Source organism: Roseateles saccharophilus, assembly GCF_004342485.1.
Lineage (GTDB): Bacteria > Pseudomonadota > Gammaproteobacteria > Burkholderiales > Burkholderiaceae_C > Pelomonas > Pelomonas saccharophila.
In genome coordinates this window covers 130,727-152,800 of the sequence record NZ_SMBU01000008.1, presented here as the reverse complement: position 1 = coordinate 152,800, position 22,074 = coordinate 130,727, and the positions used below count along the sequence as shown (strand labels likewise).

General features: G+C 69.9%; 15 protein-coding genes. 9 read left to right on the top strand and 6 right to left on the bottom strand.

What is annotated here, in order from left to right:
* The first annotated feature begins 10 nt into the window (after positions 1 to 10).
* The 3 genes from glgX (at position 11) to EV671_RS09310 (ending at position 4,519) form a co-directional block, all read left to right on the top strand.
* The gene (gene glgX, locus EV671_RS09320; protein ID WP_132571032.1) at positions 11 to 2,089 is read left to right on the top strand and encodes a glycogen debranching protein GlgX; all 2,079 of its coding nucleotides are present in this window, start codon (positions 11 to 13) and stop codon (positions 2,087 to 2,089) included.
* Entirely contained in the window at positions 2,086 to 3,597 is a 1,512-nt protein-coding gene (gene malQ, locus EV671_RS09315) for a 4-alpha-glucanotransferase (RefSeq protein ID WP_132571031.1), read from the top strand. The genes glgX and malQ overlap by 4 nt, the downstream gene beginning before the upstream one ends.
* 262 nt (positions 3,598 to 3,859) lie before the next feature.
* Positions 3,860 to 4,519: a PEP-CTERM sorting domain-containing protein gene (locus EV671_RS09310; RefSeq protein WP_132571030.1), complete on the top strand. Its 660-nt coding sequence runs from the start codon at positions 3,860 to 3,862 to the stop codon at positions 4,517 to 4,519.
* 50 nt (positions 4,520 to 4,569) lie between these two features.
* Here the strand turns inward: EV671_RS09310 and EV671_RS09305 are convergent, their stop codons facing one another.
* Together EV671_RS09305 and EV671_RS09300 are read right to left on the bottom strand one after the other, a co-directional pair.
* Positions 4,570 to 6,399, bottom strand: a complete 1,830-nt coding sequence (locus EV671_RS09305; protein ID WP_132571029.1) for a glycoside hydrolase family 13 protein — start codon at positions 6,397 to 6,399, stop codon at positions 4,570 to 4,572.
* On the bottom strand, positions 6,396 to 8,006 hold the full coding sequence (locus EV671_RS09300) for an alpha-amylase family glycosyl hydrolase (RefSeq protein ID WP_132571028.1): 1,611 nt from the start codon (positions 8,004 to 8,006) through the stop codon (positions 6,396 to 6,398). The genes EV671_RS09305 and EV671_RS09300 overlap by 4 nt, the downstream gene beginning before the upstream one ends.
* A gap of 117 nt (positions 8,007 to 8,123) precedes the next feature.
* Here EV671_RS09300 and EV671_RS09295 point away from each other — a divergent pair, with 117 nt between their 5' ends.
* The 3 genes from EV671_RS09295 (at position 8,124) to EV671_RS09285 (ending at position 16,002) form a co-directional block, all read left to right on the top strand.
* Positions 8,124 to 10,826, top strand: a complete 2,703-nt coding sequence (locus EV671_RS09295; RefSeq protein WP_132571027.1) for an alpha-1,6-glucosidase domain-containing protein — start codon at positions 8,124 to 8,126, stop codon at positions 10,824 to 10,826.
* A 264-nt stretch (positions 10,827 to 11,090) separates the two neighbouring features.
* Positions 11,091 to 14,630, top strand: coding sequence for a pullulanase-type alpha-1,6-glucosidase (pulA, locus tag EV671_RS09290; protein ID WP_132571026.1), 3,540 nt, complete (start codon positions 11,091 to 11,093; stop codon positions 14,628 to 14,630).
* Positions 14,631 to 14,793: 163 nt separating this feature from the next.
* On the top strand, positions 14,794 to 16,002 hold the full coding sequence (locus EV671_RS09285; protein ID WP_165917516.1) for a tetratricopeptide repeat protein: 1,209 nt from the start codon (positions 14,794 to 14,796) through the stop codon (positions 16,000 to 16,002).
* A 3-nt stretch (positions 16,003 to 16,005) separates the two neighbouring features.
* On the opposite strand, the gene EV671_RS09280 is transcribed toward EV671_RS09285, so the two are convergent.
* Positions 16,006 to 16,332 carry a YkgJ family cysteine cluster protein gene (locus EV671_RS09280; RefSeq protein WP_132571024.1) on the bottom strand — a complete coding sequence of 109 codons (327 nt, stop codon included), beginning with the start codon at positions 16,330 to 16,332 and terminating at the stop codon, positions 16,006 to 16,008.
* Positions 16,333 to 16,367: 35 nt separating this feature from the next.
* Complete coding sequence (gene atpE, locus EV671_RS09275) at positions 16,368 to 16,610, bottom strand: F0F1 ATP synthase subunit C (protein WP_132571023.1); 243 nt, start codon at positions 16,608 to 16,610, stop codon at positions 16,368 to 16,370.
* 55 nt (positions 16,611 to 16,665) lie between these two features.
* Here atpE and EV671_RS09270 point away from each other — a divergent pair, with 55 nt between their 5' ends.
* Genes EV671_RS09270 through EV671_RS09260 form a run of 3 tightly spaced genes read left to right on the top strand, consistent with a single transcriptional unit; the run spans position 16,666 to position 19,780 of the window.
* Positions 16,666 to 17,685 (top strand): chromate resistance protein ChrB domain-containing protein, encoded by a 1,020-nt coding sequence (locus EV671_RS09270; RefSeq protein ID WP_243655662.1) that lies wholly within the window; start codon positions 16,666 to 16,668, stop codon positions 17,683 to 17,685.
* The gene (locus tag EV671_RS09265; protein ID WP_132571022.1) at positions 17,682 to 18,602 is read left to right on the top strand and encodes a Fe-Mn family superoxide dismutase; all 921 of its coding nucleotides are present in this window, start codon (positions 17,682 to 17,684) and stop codon (positions 18,600 to 18,602) included. The genes EV671_RS09270 and EV671_RS09265 overlap by 4 nt, the downstream gene beginning before the upstream one ends.
* Positions 18,599 to 19,780, top strand: coding sequence for a chromate transporter (locus EV671_RS09260; RefSeq protein WP_132571021.1), 1,182 nt, complete (start codon positions 18,599 to 18,601; stop codon positions 19,778 to 19,780). The genes EV671_RS09265 and EV671_RS09260 overlap by 4 nt, the downstream gene beginning before the upstream one ends.
* Before the next feature lie 9 nt (positions 19,781 to 19,789).
* Here the strand turns inward: EV671_RS09260 and EV671_RS09255 are convergent, their stop codons facing one another.
* Both EV671_RS09255 and EV671_RS09250 read right to left on the bottom strand, forming a co-directional pair.
* Positions 19,790 to 21,247 carry a bifunctional serine/threonine-protein kinase/universal stress protein gene (locus EV671_RS09255; protein WP_243655661.1) on the bottom strand — a complete coding sequence of 486 codons (1,458 nt, stop codon included), beginning with the start codon at positions 21,245 to 21,247 and terminating at the stop codon, positions 19,790 to 19,792.
* Positions 21,244 to 22,020, bottom strand: a complete 777-nt coding sequence (locus EV671_RS09250) for a metallophosphoesterase family protein (RefSeq protein ID WP_132571019.1) — start codon at positions 22,018 to 22,020, stop codon at positions 21,244 to 21,246. Before EV671_RS09250 ends, EV671_RS09255 begins: the two co-directional genes overlap by 4 nt.
* Positions 22,021 to 22,074 lie beyond the last annotated feature (54 nt).

Here is a 22,074-nt window from a genome sequence, read left to right as displayed (position 1 = left end):
CCTGGTTCGAATGGCGCATCTGCCCGATCTGCAACCCGGCTGGCACGAGCCGCTGGGGGCGCTCGCCCGCGATGGCGGCGTGAACTTCGCCGTGTTCAGCGAGAACGCCAGCGCCATCGAGCTCTGCGTGTTCGATGCCGAAGGCCAGCGCGAGCTGCGCCGCTACCGGCTGGTAGGCCCGTCCGATGGTGTCTTCCACGGCTTCCTGCCCGGCGTCGGCCCCGGCCTGGTCTATGGCCTGCGCGCGCACGGCCCCTATGCGCCCGAGCAGGGCCACCGCTTCAACCCGCACAAGCTGCTGCTGGACCCTTATGCGCGCGAGATCGTCGGCCACTTCGGCTGGCGCGCCGAGCACCATGGCTACGAGCTCGGCCATCCGGAGGGTCCGCGCTCGCTGGACACGCGCGACAACGCCACCCATGCGCTGAAGGCGCGCGTGGCCCCGCCGCCGGTGGCCCATGCACGTGCCCATCAGCCGCGCCGCGCGCCGGCCGAGGTCGTGCTCTACGAGGTGCACGTCAAGGGCTTCTCCCAGCTGCTGCCCGGCGTGCCCGAGGCGCTGCGCGGCAGCTATGCCGGCCTGGCGCATCCGGCCTCCATCGCCCACTTCAGGCGCCTGGGCGTGACGACGCTGTCCCTGCTGCCGGTGCACTACTGCGTCGACGAACCCCATCTCGCCGAGCGCCGCCTGCACAACTACTGGGGCTACAACACGCTGGGCTTCTTCTGCCCGGATCCGCGCTGGGCCCGCGCCGAACACCGCGAGGACCCGGCCGCCGTGGCCGCCGAGTTCCGCCAGATGGTGGACGCCCTGCACGCGGCCGGCCTCGAGGTGGTGCTGGACGTGGTCTACAACCACACGCCCGAGGGCAACGAGTTCGGCCCCACGCTGTCCCTGCGTGGCCTGGACAACAAGAGCTATTACCGGCTCGTCGGCGGCGACTGGAGCCGCTACGAGAACCTGACCGGCTGCGGCAACACTCTGCATGCCTCGCACCCGCGCGTGACCCAGTTCGTGCTGGACTCGCTGCGCTACTGGGTCGCCGAGATGGGCGTCGACGGCTTCCGCTTCGACCTGGCTCCGGTGCTGGGCCGCAGCTCGCATGGCTTCGACCCCGGCGCCGCCTTCTTCACCGCGCTGCGCCAGGACCCGGTGCTGGCCGGCGTGCACCTGATCGCCGAGCCCTGGGACGCGGCCTACGACGGCTACCAGGTCGGCCGCTTCCCGGGCCGCTTCCTGGAGTGGAACGACAAGTTCCGCGACGCGGTGCGCGGCTACTGGTTGGGCGCTGGCCCCGGCGTCGGCCGTGGCGAGTTCGCGCGGCGCTTCATGGCCTCCAGCGACGTCTTCCACCACGGCCAGCGCCTGCCGACGGCCTCGGTCAACTTCATCGCCGTGCACGACGGCTTCACGCTCGCCGACCTGACGAGCCACGCCGCCAAGCACAACCAGGCCAATGGCGAGGACAACCGCGACGGCCGCGACGGCGAGCTCTGCGCCAACTTCGGCGCCGAAGGCCCGACGGACGACGCCGACATCAACGCCACCCGCGCACGCGTGCGGCGCGCGCTGCTGGCCACGACCCTGCTGGCCCAGGGCACGCCCATGCTCTGCGCCGGCGACGAGATCGCCAACAGCCAGGGCGGCAACAACAACGCCTACTGCCAGGACAACCCGACGACCTGGCTGAACTGGGACCAGGCCGACGCCGGCATGACGGAACTCGTCGCGCAGCTGCTGGCCCTGCGCGCCGCCGAGCCGCTGCTGCGCCATCCGCGCTGGTTCGCGGCCGGGCCGGGCGAGGCCAGCATCGCCTGGTACGGCCCCAGCGGCCACGAGATGACGCCGCACGACTGGCATGACGCCGGCCAGCGCGCCTTCGGCGCCCAGCTGCGCGAGGCCTCCGCCCCCGCGCCGCGGCTGATGATCGTCTTCAACCCCGACCCCGCGCCGCTGCCCTTCCTGCTGTGCAACGGCCCCTGGCAGCTCGTTCTCTACAGCAGCGGCGAGTCCGCCGCGCCCCTCGTCCTCCCCGGCCAGCCGCTCAATGTGCCGGCCCGCTCTCTCCTCGTGCTGAGGCATCAATGAATCTCAATCAACGCTCCTCCGGTGTGCTGCTGCACATCACCTCGCTGCCCGGCCCGCATGGCATGGGCGACTTCGGCCCCGATGCCTACCGCTTCGTCGACTGGCTGCAGTCCGCCGGCCAGAGCGTCTGGCAGCTGCTGCCGACCACCCCCATTGGGCCCGGCGACAGCCCCTACCAGGGCGTGTCGGCCTTCGCCGGCAGCCAGTGGATGGTGGCGCTGGAGCCGCTGATCGCCAAGGGCTGGCTCGCCAAGCCGCAGCTGCCGGACTTCAAAGGCCAGCATGTCGACTATGGCCGCGTCACGCCCTGGCGCGAGCAGCAGCTGCGCGCCGCCGCCCAGGGCTTCTTCGCCAACGGCAGCGCCGAGGACCGCAAGGCCTTCGCCGCCTGGTGCGAGGCCGAGAAGAGCTGGCTGGACGACTACGTCCTCTTCATGGCCATCCGCTCGCCGCTGAACGGCCAGCCCTGGTGGGAGTGGAGCGAGGGCCTCAAGAAGCGCGAGCCCAAGGCCATCGCCGCGGCGCGCCAGGACTACGCGCAAGAAATAGCCTTCTGGCAGTTCGTGCAATGGCAGTTCGGCGTGCAGGCCGGCGCGCTCAAGGCCTATGCCAATGCGCGCGGCGTGCACGTCATGGGTGACCTGCCCATCTTCGTCGCCCACGACAGCGCCGATTGCTGGTCGCGCCCCGACCTCTACCATCTGGACGAGAACTTCCAGACCAGCGTCGTCGCCGGCGTGCCGCCCGACGACATGGGGCCGCTGGGCCAGCGCTGGGGCAACCCGCTCTACCGCTGGGACCGCATGGCCGCCGAGGACTACGCCTGGTGGACGGCACGCGTGAAGCGCGCGCTGAGTCAGGCCGACGTCTTCCGCATCGACCACTTCCGCGGCTTCGCCGGCTACTTCGAGATTCCCGCCAGCAGCCCCGACGCCAAGCAGGGCCGCTGGCTGACCGGCCCCGGCATGGCGCTGTTCGATGCCATCAAAAAGGCCCTGGGCCCACTGCCCATCGTCGCCGAGGATCTGGGCTTCATCACCGACGACGTGCACGCGCTGCGCGATGGCTGCGGCTTCCCCGGCATGAAGATCCTGCAGTTCGGCTTCGGCGCCGAGGCCGACCACGAGTTCCTGCCCCACAACTGGCCGCGCGCCGCCGTGGCCTACACCGGCACGCACGACAACGACACGGTGCGTGGCTGGTGGAACCAGGCCAAGCCTCGGGAACGCGCGTTCGTCGGCTCCTACCTCGCGTGTGGCGAGCAGGACATCCACTGGGCCATGATCCGCGCCTGCGCCAACTCGGTGGCCAATATGGCCGTCTACCCGCTGCAGGACGTGCTGGGCCTGGGCTCCGAGCACCGCATGAACGTCCCCGGCGTGCTCGGTGGCAACTGGGGCTGGCGCTTCCACTGGGGCATGCTGGGCCAGGAACCGGCGCGGGTGCTCGGGCTGATTACGGCAGCCAGCGGCCGCGGGCCCTTCGAACTGTTGAAGCTGCCTGCCTGAGTTCGCTTGACCGAACTCCCTGTATCAGGGGGTTCCAGGCTGCGCATTGCCTTTAAACCCGGCGCGGACCATTCGGTCCAGGGCGCCGGGAAGGTGGACTGCGCGGGTTCGCGAACCGCCGGGCGCCGGCTGTTCGTGGCAGGGGTATGCCTCTTTCGGCTCATGCCGAGGCCATCCGGCAGGTACTCGCCTGTCATGCTGGCTGCCTAGCATCCTGGGGAATTTTCGACCGCGAATTCAGCGCCTCCTTGGAAGATTCCCCATGAAGCTTGCCTCCATTGCCGCAGCAGCATTGCTTTTCGCCTCGTCGCTGGCCCATGCCGACACGCTGAACCTGGGCTCAGCCACGCTGTCGTATGACGGCAAGAGCTTCGGCGCGCTGTCCGGCTGGAGCACCACGGGCTTTTCGTGGACGACGCCGGACGCCGTCAATGTCTACAGCAGCGGTTCGCTGGCGACGACGCAGGTGCTGCTGCCCACGTTCACGCTGACGGCCAACAGCGGCTACACGCTGAGCGGCGCCTTCAGCGGTTTTCTCGGCAACCTGGCCTACACGGAGTTCGGCGGTGCCACCACGGGCATCCTGGCCTTTGCCGACGTGTCCGTGAACGGCGCGCCCGCCACCAGCATCTCCGGTGGCGTCGGCTGGGTGCAGCAGCACAGCAGCGGCGGCCTGAGCAGCGGCTACTTTGCCGGCAGCAGCACCACGCCCGACCTGGGCAGCTACCAGTCCATCACCATCAGCAACGCCCGCATCGTGCTGAGCGCCACGGGCGGTGTCTTCTCCTACATCCAGGCCAACAACCAGAACAGGCTGAGCTTCGGCTTCCAGGCGACGGCCGTGCCGGAACCCGAGAGCTATGCGCTGCTGATGGCCGGCCTGGGCGCGATCGGCTTGCTGGCGCGCCGCCGCCAGGGCTGATCGGGCCTGAGCCCGAACCGAAGAAAGGCCCCGCGGGGCCTTTCGCCGTTTCAGCGCCTGATTTCGAGGATCAGCGGGCTGCGGGCCGGCACGCTCAGCGAGCTGCCGACGACGAAGTCGCGCCCGCTCATCACGTCGCGGGCGTGGTCGCCCGGCTGCAGGCGTTCGGGGAAGCGCGCCGTCGGCAGCTCCACCGGCTTGCCGCCCTTGTTGAGCACGACCATGACGGTGTGCCCGGCGTCGTAGCGGAAGAAGGCGTAGCAGCCCTCCAGCGGCGCGTACTGCATCAGCGCGCCGTCGTGGATGACGGGCGCGGCCTTGCGCCAGTTGAAGAGGCGGCGCACCCAGTCCTGCATCTCGCGCTGTTCGCCCGTGAGGCCGGCGCCGGTGAAGGCGCTGGCCTCGTCGCCGGCCCAGCCGCCGGGCATGTCGGCGCGCACGCGGCCGTCGTCGCGCTCGACGGGGCTCTGCATCAGCAGCTCGGTGCCGTAGAAGACCTGCGGGATGCGCCGCGTGGTCGCCAGGTAGGCGAGGGCGATCTTCGTCAGGCCGACGTCGCGCCCGAGCAGCGAGAACAGGCGTGGCGTGTCGTGGTTGCCGTCGAAGAGGACGAGGTTGCCCGGCGCCGGGTAGACGAAGTCGTGGGCCAGGCCCTCGTAGAGCTTGGTCAGGCCGGTGTGCGGGCCGTCGGCTTCGGTCAGCGCGGCCAGCAGCTGCGTGTTCATCGGGAAGTCCATCATGCTGGGCGCGCTGGACGCATAGCCGTCATGGTTGCGCTTGCCGCGCTGCCAGTAGGCGACGACGGCCGGGTGCGGGCTCCACTCCTCGCCGACGATGTTCAGGCGCGGGTACTCCTGCATGACGCGGGCCGACCAGTGGCTGAGGAAGTCGCGGTCGGAGTAGGAATAGGTGTCGGTGCGGATGCCCGACAGCCCGGCGCTCTCGATCCACCACAGTGTCATCTGTGTCAGATAGGTCGCCAGCTCGGGGCGGCGCTGGTTCAGGTCCGGCATATGGGGCGTGAACCAGCCGTCGGTGAAGCGCTGGCGGTCGCTGGGCGCGGCATAGGGGTCCTGCAGCGTCATGCGCGCGTGGTGCGTCTCGGTGTAGCCCTGCTGCCACTGGTTCAGCCAGTCCGGCGCGGGCAGGTCGGCCATCCACCAGTGGCCGGCGCCGATATGGTTGAGCACGATGTCCTGGATGACGCCCACGCCGCGGGTGCGGGCCTCGCTCACGAAGGCCTGGAAGTCGTCGTTCGTGCCAAACCGCGGGTCGACCTTGTAGAAGTCGGTCGCCGCATAGCCGTGATAGCTGTAGGTGGCGCTGTTGTTCTCGACCAGGGGCGTCGGCCAGACCTGGGTGAAGCCCAGGCCCGCGATGTAGTCCAGGTGCTGGCGCATGCCGGCCAGGTCGCCGCCGTGGCGGCCCCCCGGGCTGGCGCGGTCCCGGCCTTCCTTCATGCCGCCCTGGCTGCCGCTGCCGCCCTGGGCGAAGCGGTCGGGCACGACGAGGTAGATCGCGTCCCTGGGGCCGAAGCCCTCGCGCTCGGCCGAGCCCGGCATGCGGGCCCGCAGCGGGTAGCGCAGCGTGGTGCCGGCCAGGTTCAGCACGAGCTCGCCGGGCCGGGCGTCGGGGCCGATGTCGAGATCGACGAACAGGTAGTTGGCGCTGGCGGCGCGGTGGCTGGCCTTCAGCGTCACGCCGGGGTAGGGCGCCAGCGTAGGCTTCGCGTCGGCGATGCCGCTGCCGTGCAGCATCAGTTGCAGGGAAGTGTCGCGCATGCCGACCCACCAGTTGGGCGGTTCGACATGCTGCAGGCCGGCGGCCAGGGTGTTCAGGCTCATCGAGAGGGCGGCAAAAAGGCTGAGAAGGGTTTTCATCGGTCGCTCAGGCGGTAGACCTGCACGGACAGCGGCGGCAGCGCGGCGCGCGCCTGCGGGGCGGCACCGGCCTTGGGAAAGAGCGCTCGGGCATGCGCGGGCAGGTCCAGCGCGGCCGGCGTGTCGCCGTAGTTGATGGCGACGAGGACGCGTTCCGCGCCGTGCACGCGCTGGAAGCTCCAGACCTGGCCATCGACATGGTCGGCCTCGTAGCGGCCGAGCGTCAGCGCGTTTGATGCGCGGCGCAGCGCGATCAGCTCGCGGTAGAAGTTGAACAGCGAACCGGGCTCGCGCTGCTGGGTCTCGGCGTTGTGGCGGCTGCGGTTCAGCGCCAGCGGGCGGAAGGGCTGCGGGCTCGTCGTGAAGCCGCCGGGGCCGTGGTTGGCGGGTGTCCAGCTCATCGGCGCGCGCAGCGGTTCGTCGGCCTTGGCGTCGATGCCGGCCTGGCCGATCTCCTCGCCGTAGTAGGCGAAGGGCGTGCCCGGCAGCAGCAGATAGCTGGCGGCGGCGAGGCGGTAGCGGGCCTCGTCGCCGTGCAGTTGGTCCCACACGCGCTGGCCGGTGAAGATGTCGTGGTTGTGCAGGAAGGTCGCCATCGTCGGCGACATGCTGCGGTAGTAGTCGGCCACGCGCTGCACGGCCGCGGCGTCGCCCCGGGCGGCCTTCATCAGCTCGTAGTTCTGGTTGAAGGCGAAGGCGCCGCCACAGACCTCGGGCGCGCCGTAGGCGATGGGCTCGGCCGTGGCCTCGCAGACGACGTAGCGGCCGGGGTAGCTCTTGATGAGGTCCTGGAAATGCTTGGTCAGCGCGCGGCTCTCGGGCTGGTCGTTCCAGTCCTTGGCGCTGTTCTCGATCATGTGGGGCACGGCGTCCAGCCGGTAGCCGTCCAGGCCGCGGTTGAGCCAGAAGCGCAGCGAGTCCTCGTGGTATTGCACGACGACCGGGTTGCGCAGGTTGAAGTCGGGCATGTGCGGCCCGAAGGTGCCGAAGTAGATGTCGGGCGAGCCGGGCTTGAAGGGCGGCAGGTCCTTCCACTCGCCGGCCCAGTTCCAGGGCTGGGTGGCGGCGTCGTACCAGGGCAGCTTGCCCCAGATGTCCCAACCCGGGCCGGGGTCGGGGTTCCAGACGAACCAGCTGCGCCAGGGGCTGCTGCGGTCCTTCAGCGCTGCCTGGAAGGGCGGGAACTGCCAGGACGCATGGTTGATGACGTAGTCCATCACGATGCCGATGCCGCGCTTGTGGGCCTCGCGGATCAGCTCGTCGAAGTCGGCCAGCGTGCCGTACTGCGGCTCGATGCTGCGGAAGTCGGTCGTCGCATAGCCGTGGTCGTGGTCGGCGCTGGCGGTGATGGGCATCAGCCACAGGCCGCTGACGCCGAGCGCCTTCAGATAGTCCAGCCGCCGGGTCAGGCCGCGCAGGTCGCCGATGCCGTCGCCGTCGCTGTCCTGGTAGCCACGGACGAAGACCTCCATGAAGACGCCCTGCTGCCAGTGGGCGGGCAGGGTGCTGGGCTGGGGCCGGGCCGGCACGGGGCGGGTGTCGAGCTGGGCCTGGGCCGTCAGGGCGCCGGCCAGGGCCAGGCTAGTCAGCAGCTTCGATGCATTCATGTACTCAAACTACTTTAAGTCAGGCTGCTGAGCATATCGGTCTTGCCGGAGTTTGCGCCATAGTGATTTCTATGCATGTAGTTTTGCTACTATTTTAAAAACGACAAGGAGACCCTGATGTCTGCACGCCTTGCGCTGACCGCGCTGCTGGGCCTGGCCCTGCTGGCCGATGCCGCCTGGGCCGATGAGCTGGCCGACTGCAATGCCGCCGTGCCCGAGCCGTCCACTGCCGCGCGCCCGCTGGCCGAGGCCTACTGGCTGGACGCGCACACGCTGCAATGGCCGGGGCTGAAGCTGCGGCCGGGCGAGCGGGTGCGGCTGCATCACGCAGCCGCCGCCGGCATGCGGGCGGTGCCGGGCGAGCCGGTGGCCGGCGGCGATGGCGCGGTCGATCTGGTGGCTGCCGCAGCGGCGTTGCCGGCGCGCTTCCGCTTCATCGGCGACGGCCCGCGCTTCACCGTCGCCGGGGCGGATGTGGCCGCGCTGCTGCGCGAGCAATTGCTGCTGGTTCACGAGGCGGAGGATGGCCGCGTCATCGAGGCGACGGGTATGCAGCTTGCCGGGGCGCTGGACGACCTCTATGCAGTGGCCGAGCGGGTCGACGACCTCGGCGTCCATCCCGCCCGGGCGCAGACGCGCTTCGCCGTCTGGGCGCCGACCGCACAGCGCGTGCTGCTGTGCCGCCATGCCGGCCCCGGTGCGCCGGCCAGCGCCGTGGACGCGATGCGCCTCGACTCGGCCACCGGCGTCTGGCGTGCCGAACTGCCGGGCGACCTGAGCGGCCAGGCCTACCGCTATCTCGTCGATGTCGTGACGCCGACGCATGGCCGCGTGCGCAATCTCGTCACCGACCCCTACTCGGTCGCGCTGACGGCGGATTCGCAGCTCAGCCTCGTCGCCGACCTGGCCTCGCCCGCGCTGAAGCCGCGCGGTTGGGACGTGACACCCCGCCCTGGCCGCGTGAAGGCGGCCACCGACCAGCTCATCTACGAGCTGCATGTGCGCGACTTCTCTGCCAGCGACGCCAGCGTGCGCCCGGCCTGGCGCGGCAAATACCTGGCCTTCACCGAGCCCGCCTCCAACGGCATGAAGCATCTGAAGGCGCTGGCCAAGGCCGGCCTGACCGACGTGCACCTGCTGCCCGTCTTCGACTTCGCCAGCGTGCCCGAGCGCGGCTGCCGGACGCCCGAGGTGCCGGCCGGTGCGCCCGACGGCGAGGCCCAGCAGGCCGCCGTGATGGCCGTGGCGGCAGATGACTGCTTCAACTGGGGCTACGACCCCTGGCATTTCGGCGTGCCCGAGGGCAGTTATGCGACGGACCCGCTCAAGCGCGTCGTCGAGTTCCGCCAGATGGTGATGGCCCTGCACCGGGCCGGCCTGCGCGTCGGCATGGACATGGTCTACAACCACATGGCCGCAGCCGGCCAGGCGCCGAAGTCCGTGCTGGACCGCCTCGTGCCGGGCTACTACCACCGCCTGAATGCCAAGGGCGAGATCGAGCGCTCGACCTGCTGCGACAACACGGCCACCGAGAACCGCATGATGGCCAAGCTGATGATCGATTCGGCGGCGCAGTGGGTGCGCGAGTACCGGATCGACTCGATGCGCTTCGACCTGATGGGCCACCAGCCGCGCGAGGCGATGGAGAGGCTGCAGGCGCGCGTCGACGCCGAGGCCGGCCGGCCGGTGCAACTGCTGGGCGAGGGCTGGAATTTCGGCGAAGTGGCCAACGGCGCGCGCTTCGTGCAGGCCTCGCAGCTGAGCCTGAACGGCAGCGGCATCGGCACGTTCAGCGACCGCGGGCGCGATGCGGCGCGAGGTGGCGGTGCGGGTGAGGGCGGAGACGACAGCGTGCGCCGCCAGGGCTGGCTCAACGGCCTGGTCTACGCGCCCAATGCGCTTGCCGCGGCCGCGCCGGCCCGGCCCGAGGAACTTCTGACCGCGGCCGACATGATCCGCGTCGGCCTGGCGGGCTCGCTGCGCAGCTACGAGCTGCTGACCTGGCGCGGCGAGAAGAAGCGCCTCGACCGGATCGCCTATGGCGACCAGCCGGCCGGCTACGCCTCGCAGCCGGGCGAGGTCGTCAACTATGTCGAGAACCACGACAACCAGACGCTGTTCGATATCGGCGCGTTGAAGTTGCCGCTGGGCACCTCGCGCGCGGACCGGGCCCGCGTGCAGATGTTGGGCGCTGCCCTGGTGGCTTTCAGCCAGGGCGTCGCCTATTTCCATGCCGGCCAGGACATCCTGCGCAGCAAGAGCATGGACCGCAACAGCTACGACTCGGGCGACTGGTTCAACCGCATCGACTGGAGCTACCGGAGCAACCACTTCGGCAGCGGCCTGCCGCCCCGGCGCGACAACTTCGGCCAGGGTGGCCGCGACTGGGCGCTGGCGCGCGAACGCCTGGCCGACCCATCCATCGCGCCCGGTCCGGCCGAGATCGCCTGGGCGCGCGATGTCTTCCGCGACCTGCTGAGGATCCGCGCGAGCACGCCGCTGCTGCGGCTGCCGAGCGCTGCGGAGATCGAGAAGCGGGTCAGCTTCCCGGGCAGCGGCGCCGGCCAGAACCCGGTGCTGGTCGCGATGCGCGTCGATGGCCGCGGCCTGGCTGGTGCCGGCCACCGGGCGCTGCTGGCGCTGATCAATGTCTCGCCGGCGGCCCAGGTTCTGGAGTTGCCCGAGGCGGTGCAGGAGCGCTGGACGCTGCACCCCGTGCAGCGCCAGGGTGCCGACGCGCGCGTGCGCCGCGAGGCGCGGGCCCGGGCCGGCAGCTTCGAGGTGCCGGCCCGCAGCGCGGCGGTCTTCGTGCTCGACTGACGCGAGGTTTCGGCCTGGAACTTCGGGCCGCAGCGCCTGCATGTCACCAGCAGTGTGGGCCTGTTCTTTGCATCTCCTTTCTCGATGTCGACGCAGGTAGTTTTGCTACCTATTGATGGCTGAATCCTGCTTGGATATGTCATCGATGCTGAGTAATCTTGTGTAATCGAACCACGGGAAAGCACCGAATGTTGATGTAGTTTTATTTCATAAACTGCCGTGCAATTCGCCCCGCGACGACGGGGATGGCATGCCGGAGACAACATGCGCGCCCTGAAACACTGCATCTGGACCCTGGTTCTGGCCCTCGGCCTCGCCGCCTGCGGCGGAGGAGGAGGCGGCGGTGGGGCTACAGCCGACCCCACGCCGGCGCCGCCGGCCGGGCTGGACGTCGGCAACGACACCGCCTTCCAGAAGATCTTGTCGGCCCAGGCCACCGCCCCGGCGGCCAGCGCCCCCACGGGCGGCACGGCGACGACGCTGACCATCCACTACCGCCGCCCCGCCGGCGACTACACCGGCTGGCAGCTGCACCACTGGGGCTCCGCCGCCCCCGTGACCTGGAACGCCGGTCGCAATGCCGACGGCACGGACGCCTTCGGCGTCTTCTACAACGTGCCGCTGGCCGCGCAGACGGGCACCGTCGGCTACCTCTTCCACAACGGCGACGTGAAGGACGATGGCGGCGCCGACCAGAGCTATGTGCTGAGGGCCGGCGCCAACGAGATCTGGCGCATCCAGGGCGACACGGCCACTTATGCCGCCAACCCGCTGGGCGCGGCAGCGCCCGACCTCGCCACGGTGCGCGTGCACTACAAGCGTTTCGACGGCAACTTCCCGGCCTGGGGCCTGCACCTGTGGTCGGGCAGCGGGCTGGACACGTCCGCGCTGCCAGCCGGCGTCACCATCGGCGACTGGGCCAACGCGGTGGCCTTCGGCAAGATGGCCAACTACAGCTCGCCCAATGCCGGCGAGGTGGTCTTCGACCTGCCGGTGCTCAACCCCAAGGACGACGCCAGCCGCACGGCGTTGGAGTTCATCATCCACGGTGTCGCGCCCAACCAGGACGACAAGGACGGTCGCACCAACAACATCCATGTCGACTACAGCGCGCTGACGATCAAGAGCCAGCTCGCCGAGGTCTGGCTGGTGCAGGGTGACGCCCAGGTCTACCTCGCGCCGCCGGACACGCGCAGCGTCTCGACGCTCGACGCCAAGGCCTATTGGCTGACCAAGGCCCTCATCCAGTGGCCGCAGGTGGATGCCGGCGGCACGTTCAAGCTCTACCACTCGGCCACGGCCCAGATCACGGCCGTCATGGGCGCCACGGTGGCCGGCGCCGACGGTTCCATCACGCTGGACCGCTTCACCACCAGCGTGCCCACGGCCGCGGCGACGCGCTTCAAGTTCATCGGCAGCGGCGTCGTGTTGACGGTCAGGGATGCCGACTTGGCGCAGCTGGCCGACCTGCACAGGCAGCAGCTCGTGCTGGTGCAGGAAGACGCCAGCGGCAATGTGCAGAACGCCACCGCCGCCCAGACGCCCGGCGCGCTGGACGAGCTCTACGCGGCGGCCGCCAATGTCAATGACCTCGGCGTGACGGTCGCCGGCGGCCAGACCGTCTTCAAGCTCTGGGCGCCGACGGCGCAGAAGGTCACCGTCTTCACCTACGACACGGGCACGGGCGACGCGAAGACCGTCGACACGCTGGCCTTCGACGCCGCCACCGGCGTGTGGGCCGTGACCAAGGCCGGCGACCTGTCCGGCAAGTACTACCGCTTTGCCGTCGAGGTCTTCGTGCGCGGTGTGGGCATCGTGCGCAACCTCGTGACCGATCCCTACTCGGTCAGCCTGACGACCGACTCCAAGCGCAGCTACATCGCCGACCTCGGCGCCGCCAGCCTCAAGCCCGCGGGCTGGGACAGCGCGCCCGTGTCCACCAAGGTGGCCGCGCAGACGGACATGGCCATCTACGAGCTGCACATCCGCGACTTCTCGGCCAACGACACCAGCGTCAGCGCCGCCAACCGCGGCAAATACCTGGCCTTCACCGAGGCCGGCTCCAATGGCATGAAGCATCTCAAGGCCCTGGCCGATGCCGGCCTGACCGACGTGCACCTGATGCCGACGTTCGACTTCGCGACCGTGCCAGAAAGCGGCTGCACGACGCCGAGCATCAGTGCCGCCACCGGTGCGCCCGACGCCGAGACCCAGCAGGCCCTCGTCGCCGCCACCGCCGCCACCGACTGCTTCAACTGGGGCTACGACCCCTACCACTACAACGCCCCGGAGGGCAGCTATGCCAGCGACGCGAGCGACGGCGCCAGGCGCATCGTCGAGTTCCGCCAGATGGTGCTGGGCCTGAAGAATGCCGGCCTGCGCGTGGGCATGGACGTGGTCTACAACCACACCACCGCCTCCGGCCAGAACGAGAAGTCGGTGCTGGACCGCATCGTGCCCGGCTACTACCACCGCCTGGACGCGGCCGGCAAGGTGACGACTTCGACCTGCTGCGACAACACCGCCACCGAGAACCTCATGATGGGCAAGCTCATGAGCGACTCCGTGCTGCAGTGGGCGCGCGACTACAAGATCGACTCCTTCCGCTTCGACATCATGGGCCACCTGCCGCGCCCGGTGATGGAGGCGATCAAGGCCAGGCTCAAGACCACGCTGGGGCGCGACATCCAGCTCATCGGCGAGGGCTGGAACTTCGGCGAGGTGGCCGACGGCGCGCGCTTCGTGCAGGCCTCGCTCTACAGCCTCAACGGCTCGGGCATAGCCAGCTTCAACCCCATCATTCGCGACGCGGTGCGTGGCGGCTCGCCCTTCGACACGGGCAATGCCCTCGTCAGCAACCAGGGCTGGGTCAGCGGCCTGTTCTACGACCCCAATGCGCTGGGCGGCGGCCGCTCCAAGAGCGACCTGATGTGGCTGGGCGACCAGCTCAAGGCCTCGCTGGCCGGCAGCCTGAAGAGCTACCAGTTCACGACGAACTGGGACGCCACGGTCACGGCCGAGAGCCTGGGCAACTTCATCGGCTGGAGCAGCCAACCCGACGAGGTCGTCAACTACGTCGAGAACCACGACAACCAGACGCTCTTCGACATCCTGGCGCTGCGCCTGCCCACGACGACGAGCCGCGAGGACCGCGCCCGCGTGCAGCTGCTGGCCAATGCGCTGAACGCCTTCAGCCAGGGCGTGGCCTATTTCCACGCCGGCACCGACGTGCTGCGCAGCAAGAGCCTGGACCACAACAGCTACGACAGCGGCGACTGGTTCAACCGCATCGACTGGAGCTATCAGGACAACGGCTTCGGCTCCGGCCTGCCGGTGCAGAGCCAGAACGGCAGCGACTGGCCGGTGCTCAAGCCCTTCCTGGGCAACGCCGCGATCAAGCCTGCCCCCGGCGACATCGCCTGGATGCGCGACGCTTTCCGTGACCTGCTGAAGATCCGCGCCAGCTCCACGCTGTTCCGCCTGCGCACCGCCGACGACATCAAGGCGCGGCTCAGCTTCCTGAACACCGGTTCGGGCCAGAACCCGGTCGTCATCGCTGCCGCTCTGGACGGCAACGGCTATGCCGGCGCCGGCTTCAGGCGCGTCGTCTACCTCGTCAACGTCGGCACCAGCGAGCAGGTGCTGACGGCACCCAGCGAAGTGGGGCTGGCGCTGCAGCTGCATCCGGTGCACCTGGCCGCCGGTGCGGCCGACCAGCGCGTGGCCACGGGTGCCAAGTTCGACAGCGCGACCGGTCGGTTCACGCTGCCGGCGCGGTCGGCGGCCGTGTTCGTGCTGAATTGAAGCCCCCCCGGGGCGGTGGGGGCAGTGAAGCCGGAACGGAATTTGTCAGGATGACTCAAGACACGGGGGGCGGGCAGGGCTAAGCTTTCCAAGCCTGTTCATGGGCCCGTCACAGGGATCGGCGCCGCCGAAGCGAGCAGGCCATGAAGCGAGGAGACCTGCCATGAGGATTCCTGCCCTGATCGCCTCTCTCGCACTCGCCGCCGGCCTGGCCGGCTGCGCCGTCGAGCCCCAGGCCCGGCCTGGCACCGACGTCTTCGTCGACTCGGCGTTCAAGCCGCCCAGCGTGCCCATCGACCCGGCGTCGGCGATGGCGCTGACGCCGGCGATGAAGCAGTTCGCCGAGCACGAGATGGCCAGCGAGATCCGCGTCAAGGGCGTGCGCAACGGCCTCATCGACGCCCTCTACACCAAGGGCCGGCTACAGCTGGACTACGACAGCGAGGTCACGCGCACCGCCGCCGAAGCCTTCGACGCCCGCCGCGGCAACTGCATGTCGCTGGTGCTGATGACGGCCGCCTTCGCGCGCCACCTCAACCTGCCGGTGCGCTTCAACAGCGTCTACCTCGAAGAGAGCTGGACGCGCGCGCACAACATCTTCTTCGTCGCCGGCCACGTCAACATCAGCCTCGAGCGCTCGCGCCTGTCGACGACGTGGTCGTCGGTTTTCGGCGAACCGGAGCTGCTGACCATCGACTTCCTGCCACCCGAGCAGGTGCGCAACCATCGCAGCCGGGTCATCGACGAGTCCACCATCATCGCGATGTTCCTGAACAACCGCGCGGCCGAGGCCCTGACCGTTGGCCAGGTGGACGATGCCTACTGGTGGGCCCGCGCCGCCATCCTGACCGACTCGCGCTGGCTGGCGGCCTACAACACGCTGGCCGTGCTCTACCGCCGCAAGGGCCTGTACGACCGCGCCGAATCCACGCTGCGCGTCGTGCTGGAGCGCGAGCCGCTGAACATCCAGGCCATGTCCAACCTCATTCTGGTGCTCAGCGACACCGGCCGCCAGGCCGAGGCGCAGAACTACGCCAACCAGTTGGCCCAGATCCAGCCCGTGCCGCCGTACAAGTTCTTCGACGACGGGGTCGCCGCGATGAAGGCGGGCGAGTTCGCGACGGCGCGCCAGCTCTTCCGCAAGGAGGTGGCACGCGCGGCCTATGTGCCCGAATTCCACTTCTGGCTGGGCCTGGCCGACTGGGGCCTGGGCGACGTCAACGGCGCCCGCGGCGAGATCGCCAAGGCGCTGGAGAACAGCGCCACCGTCAAGGACCGGGAGCTCTACGGTGCCAAGCTGGCCTGGCTGAACGAACTGCGCGATCAGCAGCGGCGCCGGGAGTTGCTGCTGGCGCCGCGGCCGGGTTCCTAGGCCCTAGATCGGCGCCAGCCCGTGCCGGGCCCGCGCGCGCGCGCAGGCCGCGTCGCCTATGCCCATGGGCGCACGCTCGCCGAATTCGCGGCAGGGCGAGGGGCGCCATTCGTGGATGCCGCAGCTCGCCCGCGCGCCCACCTGGCCGCTGAACGCCGCGCAGCGCGGCTGGGCGTGGTCGGTGCCGCGCATGCGCACGAGCCGGCCGGTCAGCTCCACCGCCAGCCCGTCGGGCACGCGGCCGCCCTCGCTCTCCAGCTCGCTGCGGTCGAAATCGACCCGGAAGCTCGCGCAGCAGGCGCCGCAGCTCAAACAGGGGTTGTCGCTCATGCGGCCAGTGTAGGCAGGATGGTGATGAGCCGCGCTCAGCGCACAAAGGGGTTCGCCGTCGCGAACCACAGCCCGATGCCGGTGGCGATGATGAAGGCGCCGTCCGTCACGCCGACGGCCAGGAAAAACTTGGTCTGCAGCTCGGGTGCGAGCTCGGGCTGGCGGGCGATGCCCTCCAGCAGCTTCATGCTGGCCAGGCCGATGCCCAGGCAGGAGCCGAAGGCGGGGATGCCGATCAGCAGTGCGACGGCGAGGGGCAGCGAATCGAAGGCGGGCATCTGGACTCCTTGGTGTTGATGTGGGCAAGTCTGATGTCCCACCGTCCATGCGTCGATGACTCGCCAGGTCGTTGACGCCGGCCTGGCCTGTGCCGTCAAAGAAGTGGAGATTGCCAATATTTGTAGTAATCTCTACTTCATGAAATGGTTGCTACTCATTCTTTCCCTGCCGACCCAGAACGCGACGGCCCGCATGCGCTGCTGGCGGGCGCTCAAGGGCTGTGGGGCCGCGGTGTTGCGGGATGGTGTCTACCTGCTGCCGGCCGGGCCGGGCCAGGAAGCCCTGCTGGCTGACGTGGCCGATGACCTGCGTCGCAACGAAGGCACGGCACATCTGCTGAAGACCGAGGCACCCACCGACGACTTCGCCGCGCTGTTCGACCGCAGCGCGGACTTCGGTGAACTGCTCGCCGAGATTCGCGACGCCCGCGCGCTGCTGACCGAATCCCAGGCGACCGAAGCCATGAGGCAGGCGCGCAAGCTGCGCAAGAGCCTGGAGCAGCTCGTTGCCATCGACTTTTTCGCCGGCGAATCGCAGCGCCAGGCGCAGCAGGCCCTGGGAGATTTCGAGGAAAGGGCCGGCCGCCTGCTGTCGCCCGACGAACCGAGCGCGGCCGAGCAGGCCATCGCGCGTTTGGACGCCAAGGACTACCAAGGCCGTGTCTGGGCCACGCGCGCCAGGCCCTGGGTGGACCGGCTGGCCTGTGCCTGGCTGATCCGGCGCTTCATCGACCCGCAGGCCCGCTTCCTGTGGCTGAAGTCGCCGGCCGACTGCCCGAAGAAGGCGCTGGGCTTCGACTTCGATGGCGCCACCTTCACCCACGTCGGCGCGCGCGTGAGCTTCGAGACCCTGCTGGCCAGCTTCGGCCTGGAGACGCCGGCCCTGCTGCGCCTGGGCGTGCTCGTGCACGGCCTGGATGTCGGTGGCGTGCTGCCGCCCGAGGCCGCCGGCGTCGAGCGTGTGCTCGCCGGCATGCGCGAGGCCATCACCGATGACGATCAGCTGTTGCTCGCCGGCGCCGGCGTGTTCGAAGGCCTGCTGACCGCCTTTCAAAGCCCCGAGGAACCCCGATGAATGCCATCCCCCGCGAACTGCCCTTCGATGCCGCCAACCTGCCCGGCCTGTCCGAGCGGCTGCTGCTCAGCCACCACCAGAACAACTATGGCGGCGCGGTCAAGCGCCTGAACGCGATTCGCACAAGACTGGGTGCCATCCCTCGCGGCACGCTGCCGGGCTTCGAGCTGAACGGACTCAAGCGCGAGGAGTTGATCGCGGCCAACTCCATGCTGCTGCACGAACTCTATTTCGACAGCCTGGCGGCCCAGCCCGACGAGATGGCGCCGGCGATGGCGCTTGCGCTGGACGGCAGTTTCGGCAGCGTGGAAGCCTGGCGGGACGAGTTCACGGCCATCGGCAAGGCCCTGGGCGGCGGCTCGGGTTGGGTGCTGCTGAGCCTGCTGCCGCGCGAAGGTCTGCTCGTGAACCAGTGGGCCGCCGATCACACCCATGCGCTGGCCGGTGCCATCCCCATCTTGGCGCTGGACATGTACGAACACGCCTACCACCTGGACTACGGCGCCGCGGCGTCGGGCTATGTCGATGCCTTCATGGCCCGCATCGATTGGACCAAGGTCTACGAGCGCTACCAGCAGACGGTGCACGCCTGCAGCGAGGGCCTCGCGGCCGATGCGGGCGGCGTGGACCTGGCCCAGGCCATCGTGCTGGATGTGCGCCGCGCGGGCATGTTCGTGCAGGCCCGGACCATGCTGCCCGGTGCCCGCTGGTGCGACCCCGCTCATGTCGAGGACTGGGCGGGAGAGTTGCCCAGGGACCGCGAGGTGCTCGTGTATTGCATCTACGGCCACGAGGTCGGCCGTGCGACGGCGATGAAGCTTTGCGCGCTGGGCGTGCAGGCGCGCTTCCTGCCCGGCGGCATCGATGGCTGGACACGCGCGGGTCGGCCCTTGCAGACGCGAGGCGGCGAGGCATGAGCGGGAAGACCCTGGCCGAGCCTCAAGGTGTCCCGTGCTACAGGCTGGGGCAATTGGTGGCCTATATGGCGGGCCTGGGCAGCTGGGGTTTTGGCGGCCCGGTGGCGCTGGTCGGTTTCATGTACCGCGACCTGGTGGAGCGCCGGCAGTGGGTGTCCGAGGCCGACTACAAGGAAGGCATGGCTCTGGCCCAGCTGATGCCCGGCCCGCTGGCCGCCCAGCTCGCCATCTACCTCGGCTATGTGCACTACCGGGTGGTGGGTGCGACGCTGGCCGGGCTGGCCTTCGTGCTGCCGTCCTTCCTGATGGTGCTGGGGCTGGGTGTCGCCTACCGGGCCTACGGCGGCATCGCGTGGATGCAGTCGGTCTTTTATGGTGTCGGCGCGTCCGTCATCGGCATCATCGCGATGAGTGCCTACAAGCTGACGTCCAAGAACATCGGCCGCGACAGGCTGCTGTGGGCCATCTGCCTCGCCAGCGCGGCGGTGACCGTCATCACGCGGTCCGAGGTGGTCTGGCTCTTCCTGGGGGCGGGTGTGCTGGTCTGGCTGCTGCGCGCGCCGCCGCGGCCCGGCGGGCGGCTGCATGGCTTCGCGGCCTCGGCGCCGCTGCTGGCTGGGGCCGTCGCGGCGGCGGAGTGGCCGCGCCTCGTCGAGATCGGTGCCTTCTTCGCCTATGCCGGCAGCTTCGTCTTCGGCAGCGGCCTGGCCATCGTGCCCTTCCTGTACGGCGGCGTCGTGCAGGAGCACCACTGGCTGACGGACCGGCAGTTCGTCGACGCGGTCGCAGTCGCCATGATCACGCCGGGGCCGGTCGTCATCACGACGGGCTTCATTGGTTACCTCGTTGCCGGTTTCTGGGGCGCCGTGGTGGCTGCGCTTGGCACCTTCGTGCCCTGCTATCTGTTCACGATCCTGCCGGCGCCGTACTTCAAGAAGCACGGCAAGCGACCCGGTATCGTGGCCTTTGTCGACGGCGTGACGGCCGCCGCCATCGGCGCGATCACGGGCGCCGTGATCGTCATCGGCCATCGCTCGATCACGGACTGGGTCACGGCCGGGCTGGCGCTTGCCAGCGCGGCGGCGCTGTGGCGTTTCAAGAAGCTGCCCGAGCCGCTCGTCGTGTTGGTCGCCGCGCTGGTCGGGCTGCTCGTCCACCCGCTGATGGCTGCGGGATGACCCCGGGGCTCAGCCCGTGGCCGGCTCGCGCACGACGGTGACGGTGCAGTCCGACTCGGCCACCACCTGGCCCGACACGCTGCCCAGGTAGCGCCGCAGCGCCGACGCACCGCGTGCGCCCATGACGATGTGGTCCACGCCGTTGCGGTGGGCGAAGTCGATGATGGCGCCGGCCGCGTCGGGCGCCTCCAGCACATGGAAGGTCAGCCGCCCGTCTTCCAGGGCCAGCGCCTTGCTGATGGGGCGCGCCCAGTGCTTGAGTGCGATGAGCTGCTTCACGTGCAGGCTCTGGCCCTGCTTGTCGGTGAGTTCGTCGATGCCGATGCGGTTGACCTTCATGACCGACACGCAGGCCAGGCGCGCGCCGGCCTCGGTCTGCACGATGCGGCGCACGGTCTCGCAGAGCTGGGCCAGCAGCTCGGGCGTGGCGTTGCCCACGTCCACCGCCGCCATGACGATGGGGCTGCGCGCCAGTTGCTGGCCGGCCGGCTGCACCGGCGCGGGCTCGGCGCCGAGCGCGAAGAACCAGCGCTTGAGCCGGCGCATCGCGCCGCTGGCCTGCAGCTTCTCGGCGCGGCCGGTGAGGGCCACGCCGCCGGGTTCGCGCAGGTCCAGCGCGAGCTGGGCCGCGCTCTGGTAGCGCCGCTCGGGCCTGACCTCCAGGCAGCGCAGGATGACCTCCTGCAGCCAGGGCGGCAGCTCGGGGCGGAGCGCGCGCGGCGGCACCGGCTCCACATAGAGCCGGCGGCGCAGGCCGCGCACCGAGTTCGGCTGGCCGAAGGGGCGCTCGCCGGTGGCCAGGTGGTAGAGCATGACGCCCAGGGCGAACAGGTCGCTGCGCGGGTCGTTGCGCACGAACTGCACCTGCTCCGGGCTCATATAGGGCCCGGTGCCCATGGGGAGCGTGAACTCCTCTTCCAGCAGGTCGGGCAGTTGCTCGTGGCGGCTGAGGCCGAAGTCCACCAGCACGGCCGTGCCGTCGGGCCGGAACATGATGTTGCTGGGCTTGATGTCCAGGTGCACGACATGCTGGCGGTGCAGGGCCGCGAGCGCGGTGGCGACGCGGGCGCCGATGTCGGCCACCTCCTCGGGCGGCAGCGGCGCGTCGTCCAGGCGCGGGCGCAGCGTGTCGCCGGGGATGCGCTCCATGACGATGAAGGCCTGGCGCGTCCAGTCGCCGCGGGCGACGAAGCGCGGCACATGCGGGCCGCTGAGTTGCGGCATCAGCATCTGCTCGACCTCGAAGCCGACGATGGTGGCCGGGTCTTCGCCGCCCTTGATGCGGGGCACCTTCATCAGCAGGCCGCCGGCGTCGGCGTCGCTTTCGCCGCCGTCCATGCGGCTGACGCGCCACAGATTGGCCATGCCGCCCTGGTGCAGCCTTTCCTCCAGCCGGAAGCCGTCCAGCACCCGGCCGGGTTCGAGAGGCTTGGGCGGCGCGGGCAGCGGTTGGGTCGTCGTCATCATTCGCCGAGCGTGAGGCGGCGTGCGAGGCGATCGGCGATCAGCGGCGGCAGCTCGCTGGCGCGCAACGCCGCGCAGGCGGCCTCGACATCGTAGGCGACGCGCCGGAAGCTGATGCGGGCGTCGTCCAGGTCGGAGCGGGCCGGGTCCAGCAGCGCATAGCAGGCGGCCGGGTTGCCGTCGCGCGGCTGGCCGCAGGAGCCGGGGATGGCCAGCCACTGGCGGTGGCCGGGCAGGGGCATGGGCACGCCCGCCACCGGCCGGAATTCGCCCGCCTTGCCGGTGCCCGACAGGTGGAAGAGCATGGGCTCGTGCATGTGGCCGCAAACCTGGATGCGCGCCGGGCTGGCGTGCAGGCTCTTCACCGCCTCGGCGCGGCCCTGCACATAGGCCCAGCCGTCGGGCTCGAAGGCGTTGGCATGCACGAACAGGCAGTTGCCGGGCTCGCCGTGGGCCTGCAGCGGCAGCCGGGCGAGGAAGCGCAGCTGGTCTTCGTCCAGCTGGGCACGCGTCCAGTCGATGACGGCGCGGGCGTCGGGGTGCATGCCCGGCCTGCTGCCGAGGGCCACGGCCTCGTCGTGGTTGCCCTGCACGGCGATGGCGCCGTCGGCGGCCAGGGCCATGACCTGGGCCAGCACGGCGGCCGGGTCGGCGCCGTAGCCGACGAAGTCGCCCAGCAGCGCATAGCGCGTGGCGCCCTGGGCGCGGGCGTCGGCCAGCACGGCCTCGAAGGCCTGCAGGTTGGCATGGATGTCGGTGATCAGGGCCCAGCGCATCGCCCGCAGCTTGCCACGGGGGGCTGACGCTGGGCCAACAGAGTTCCGAGCCGG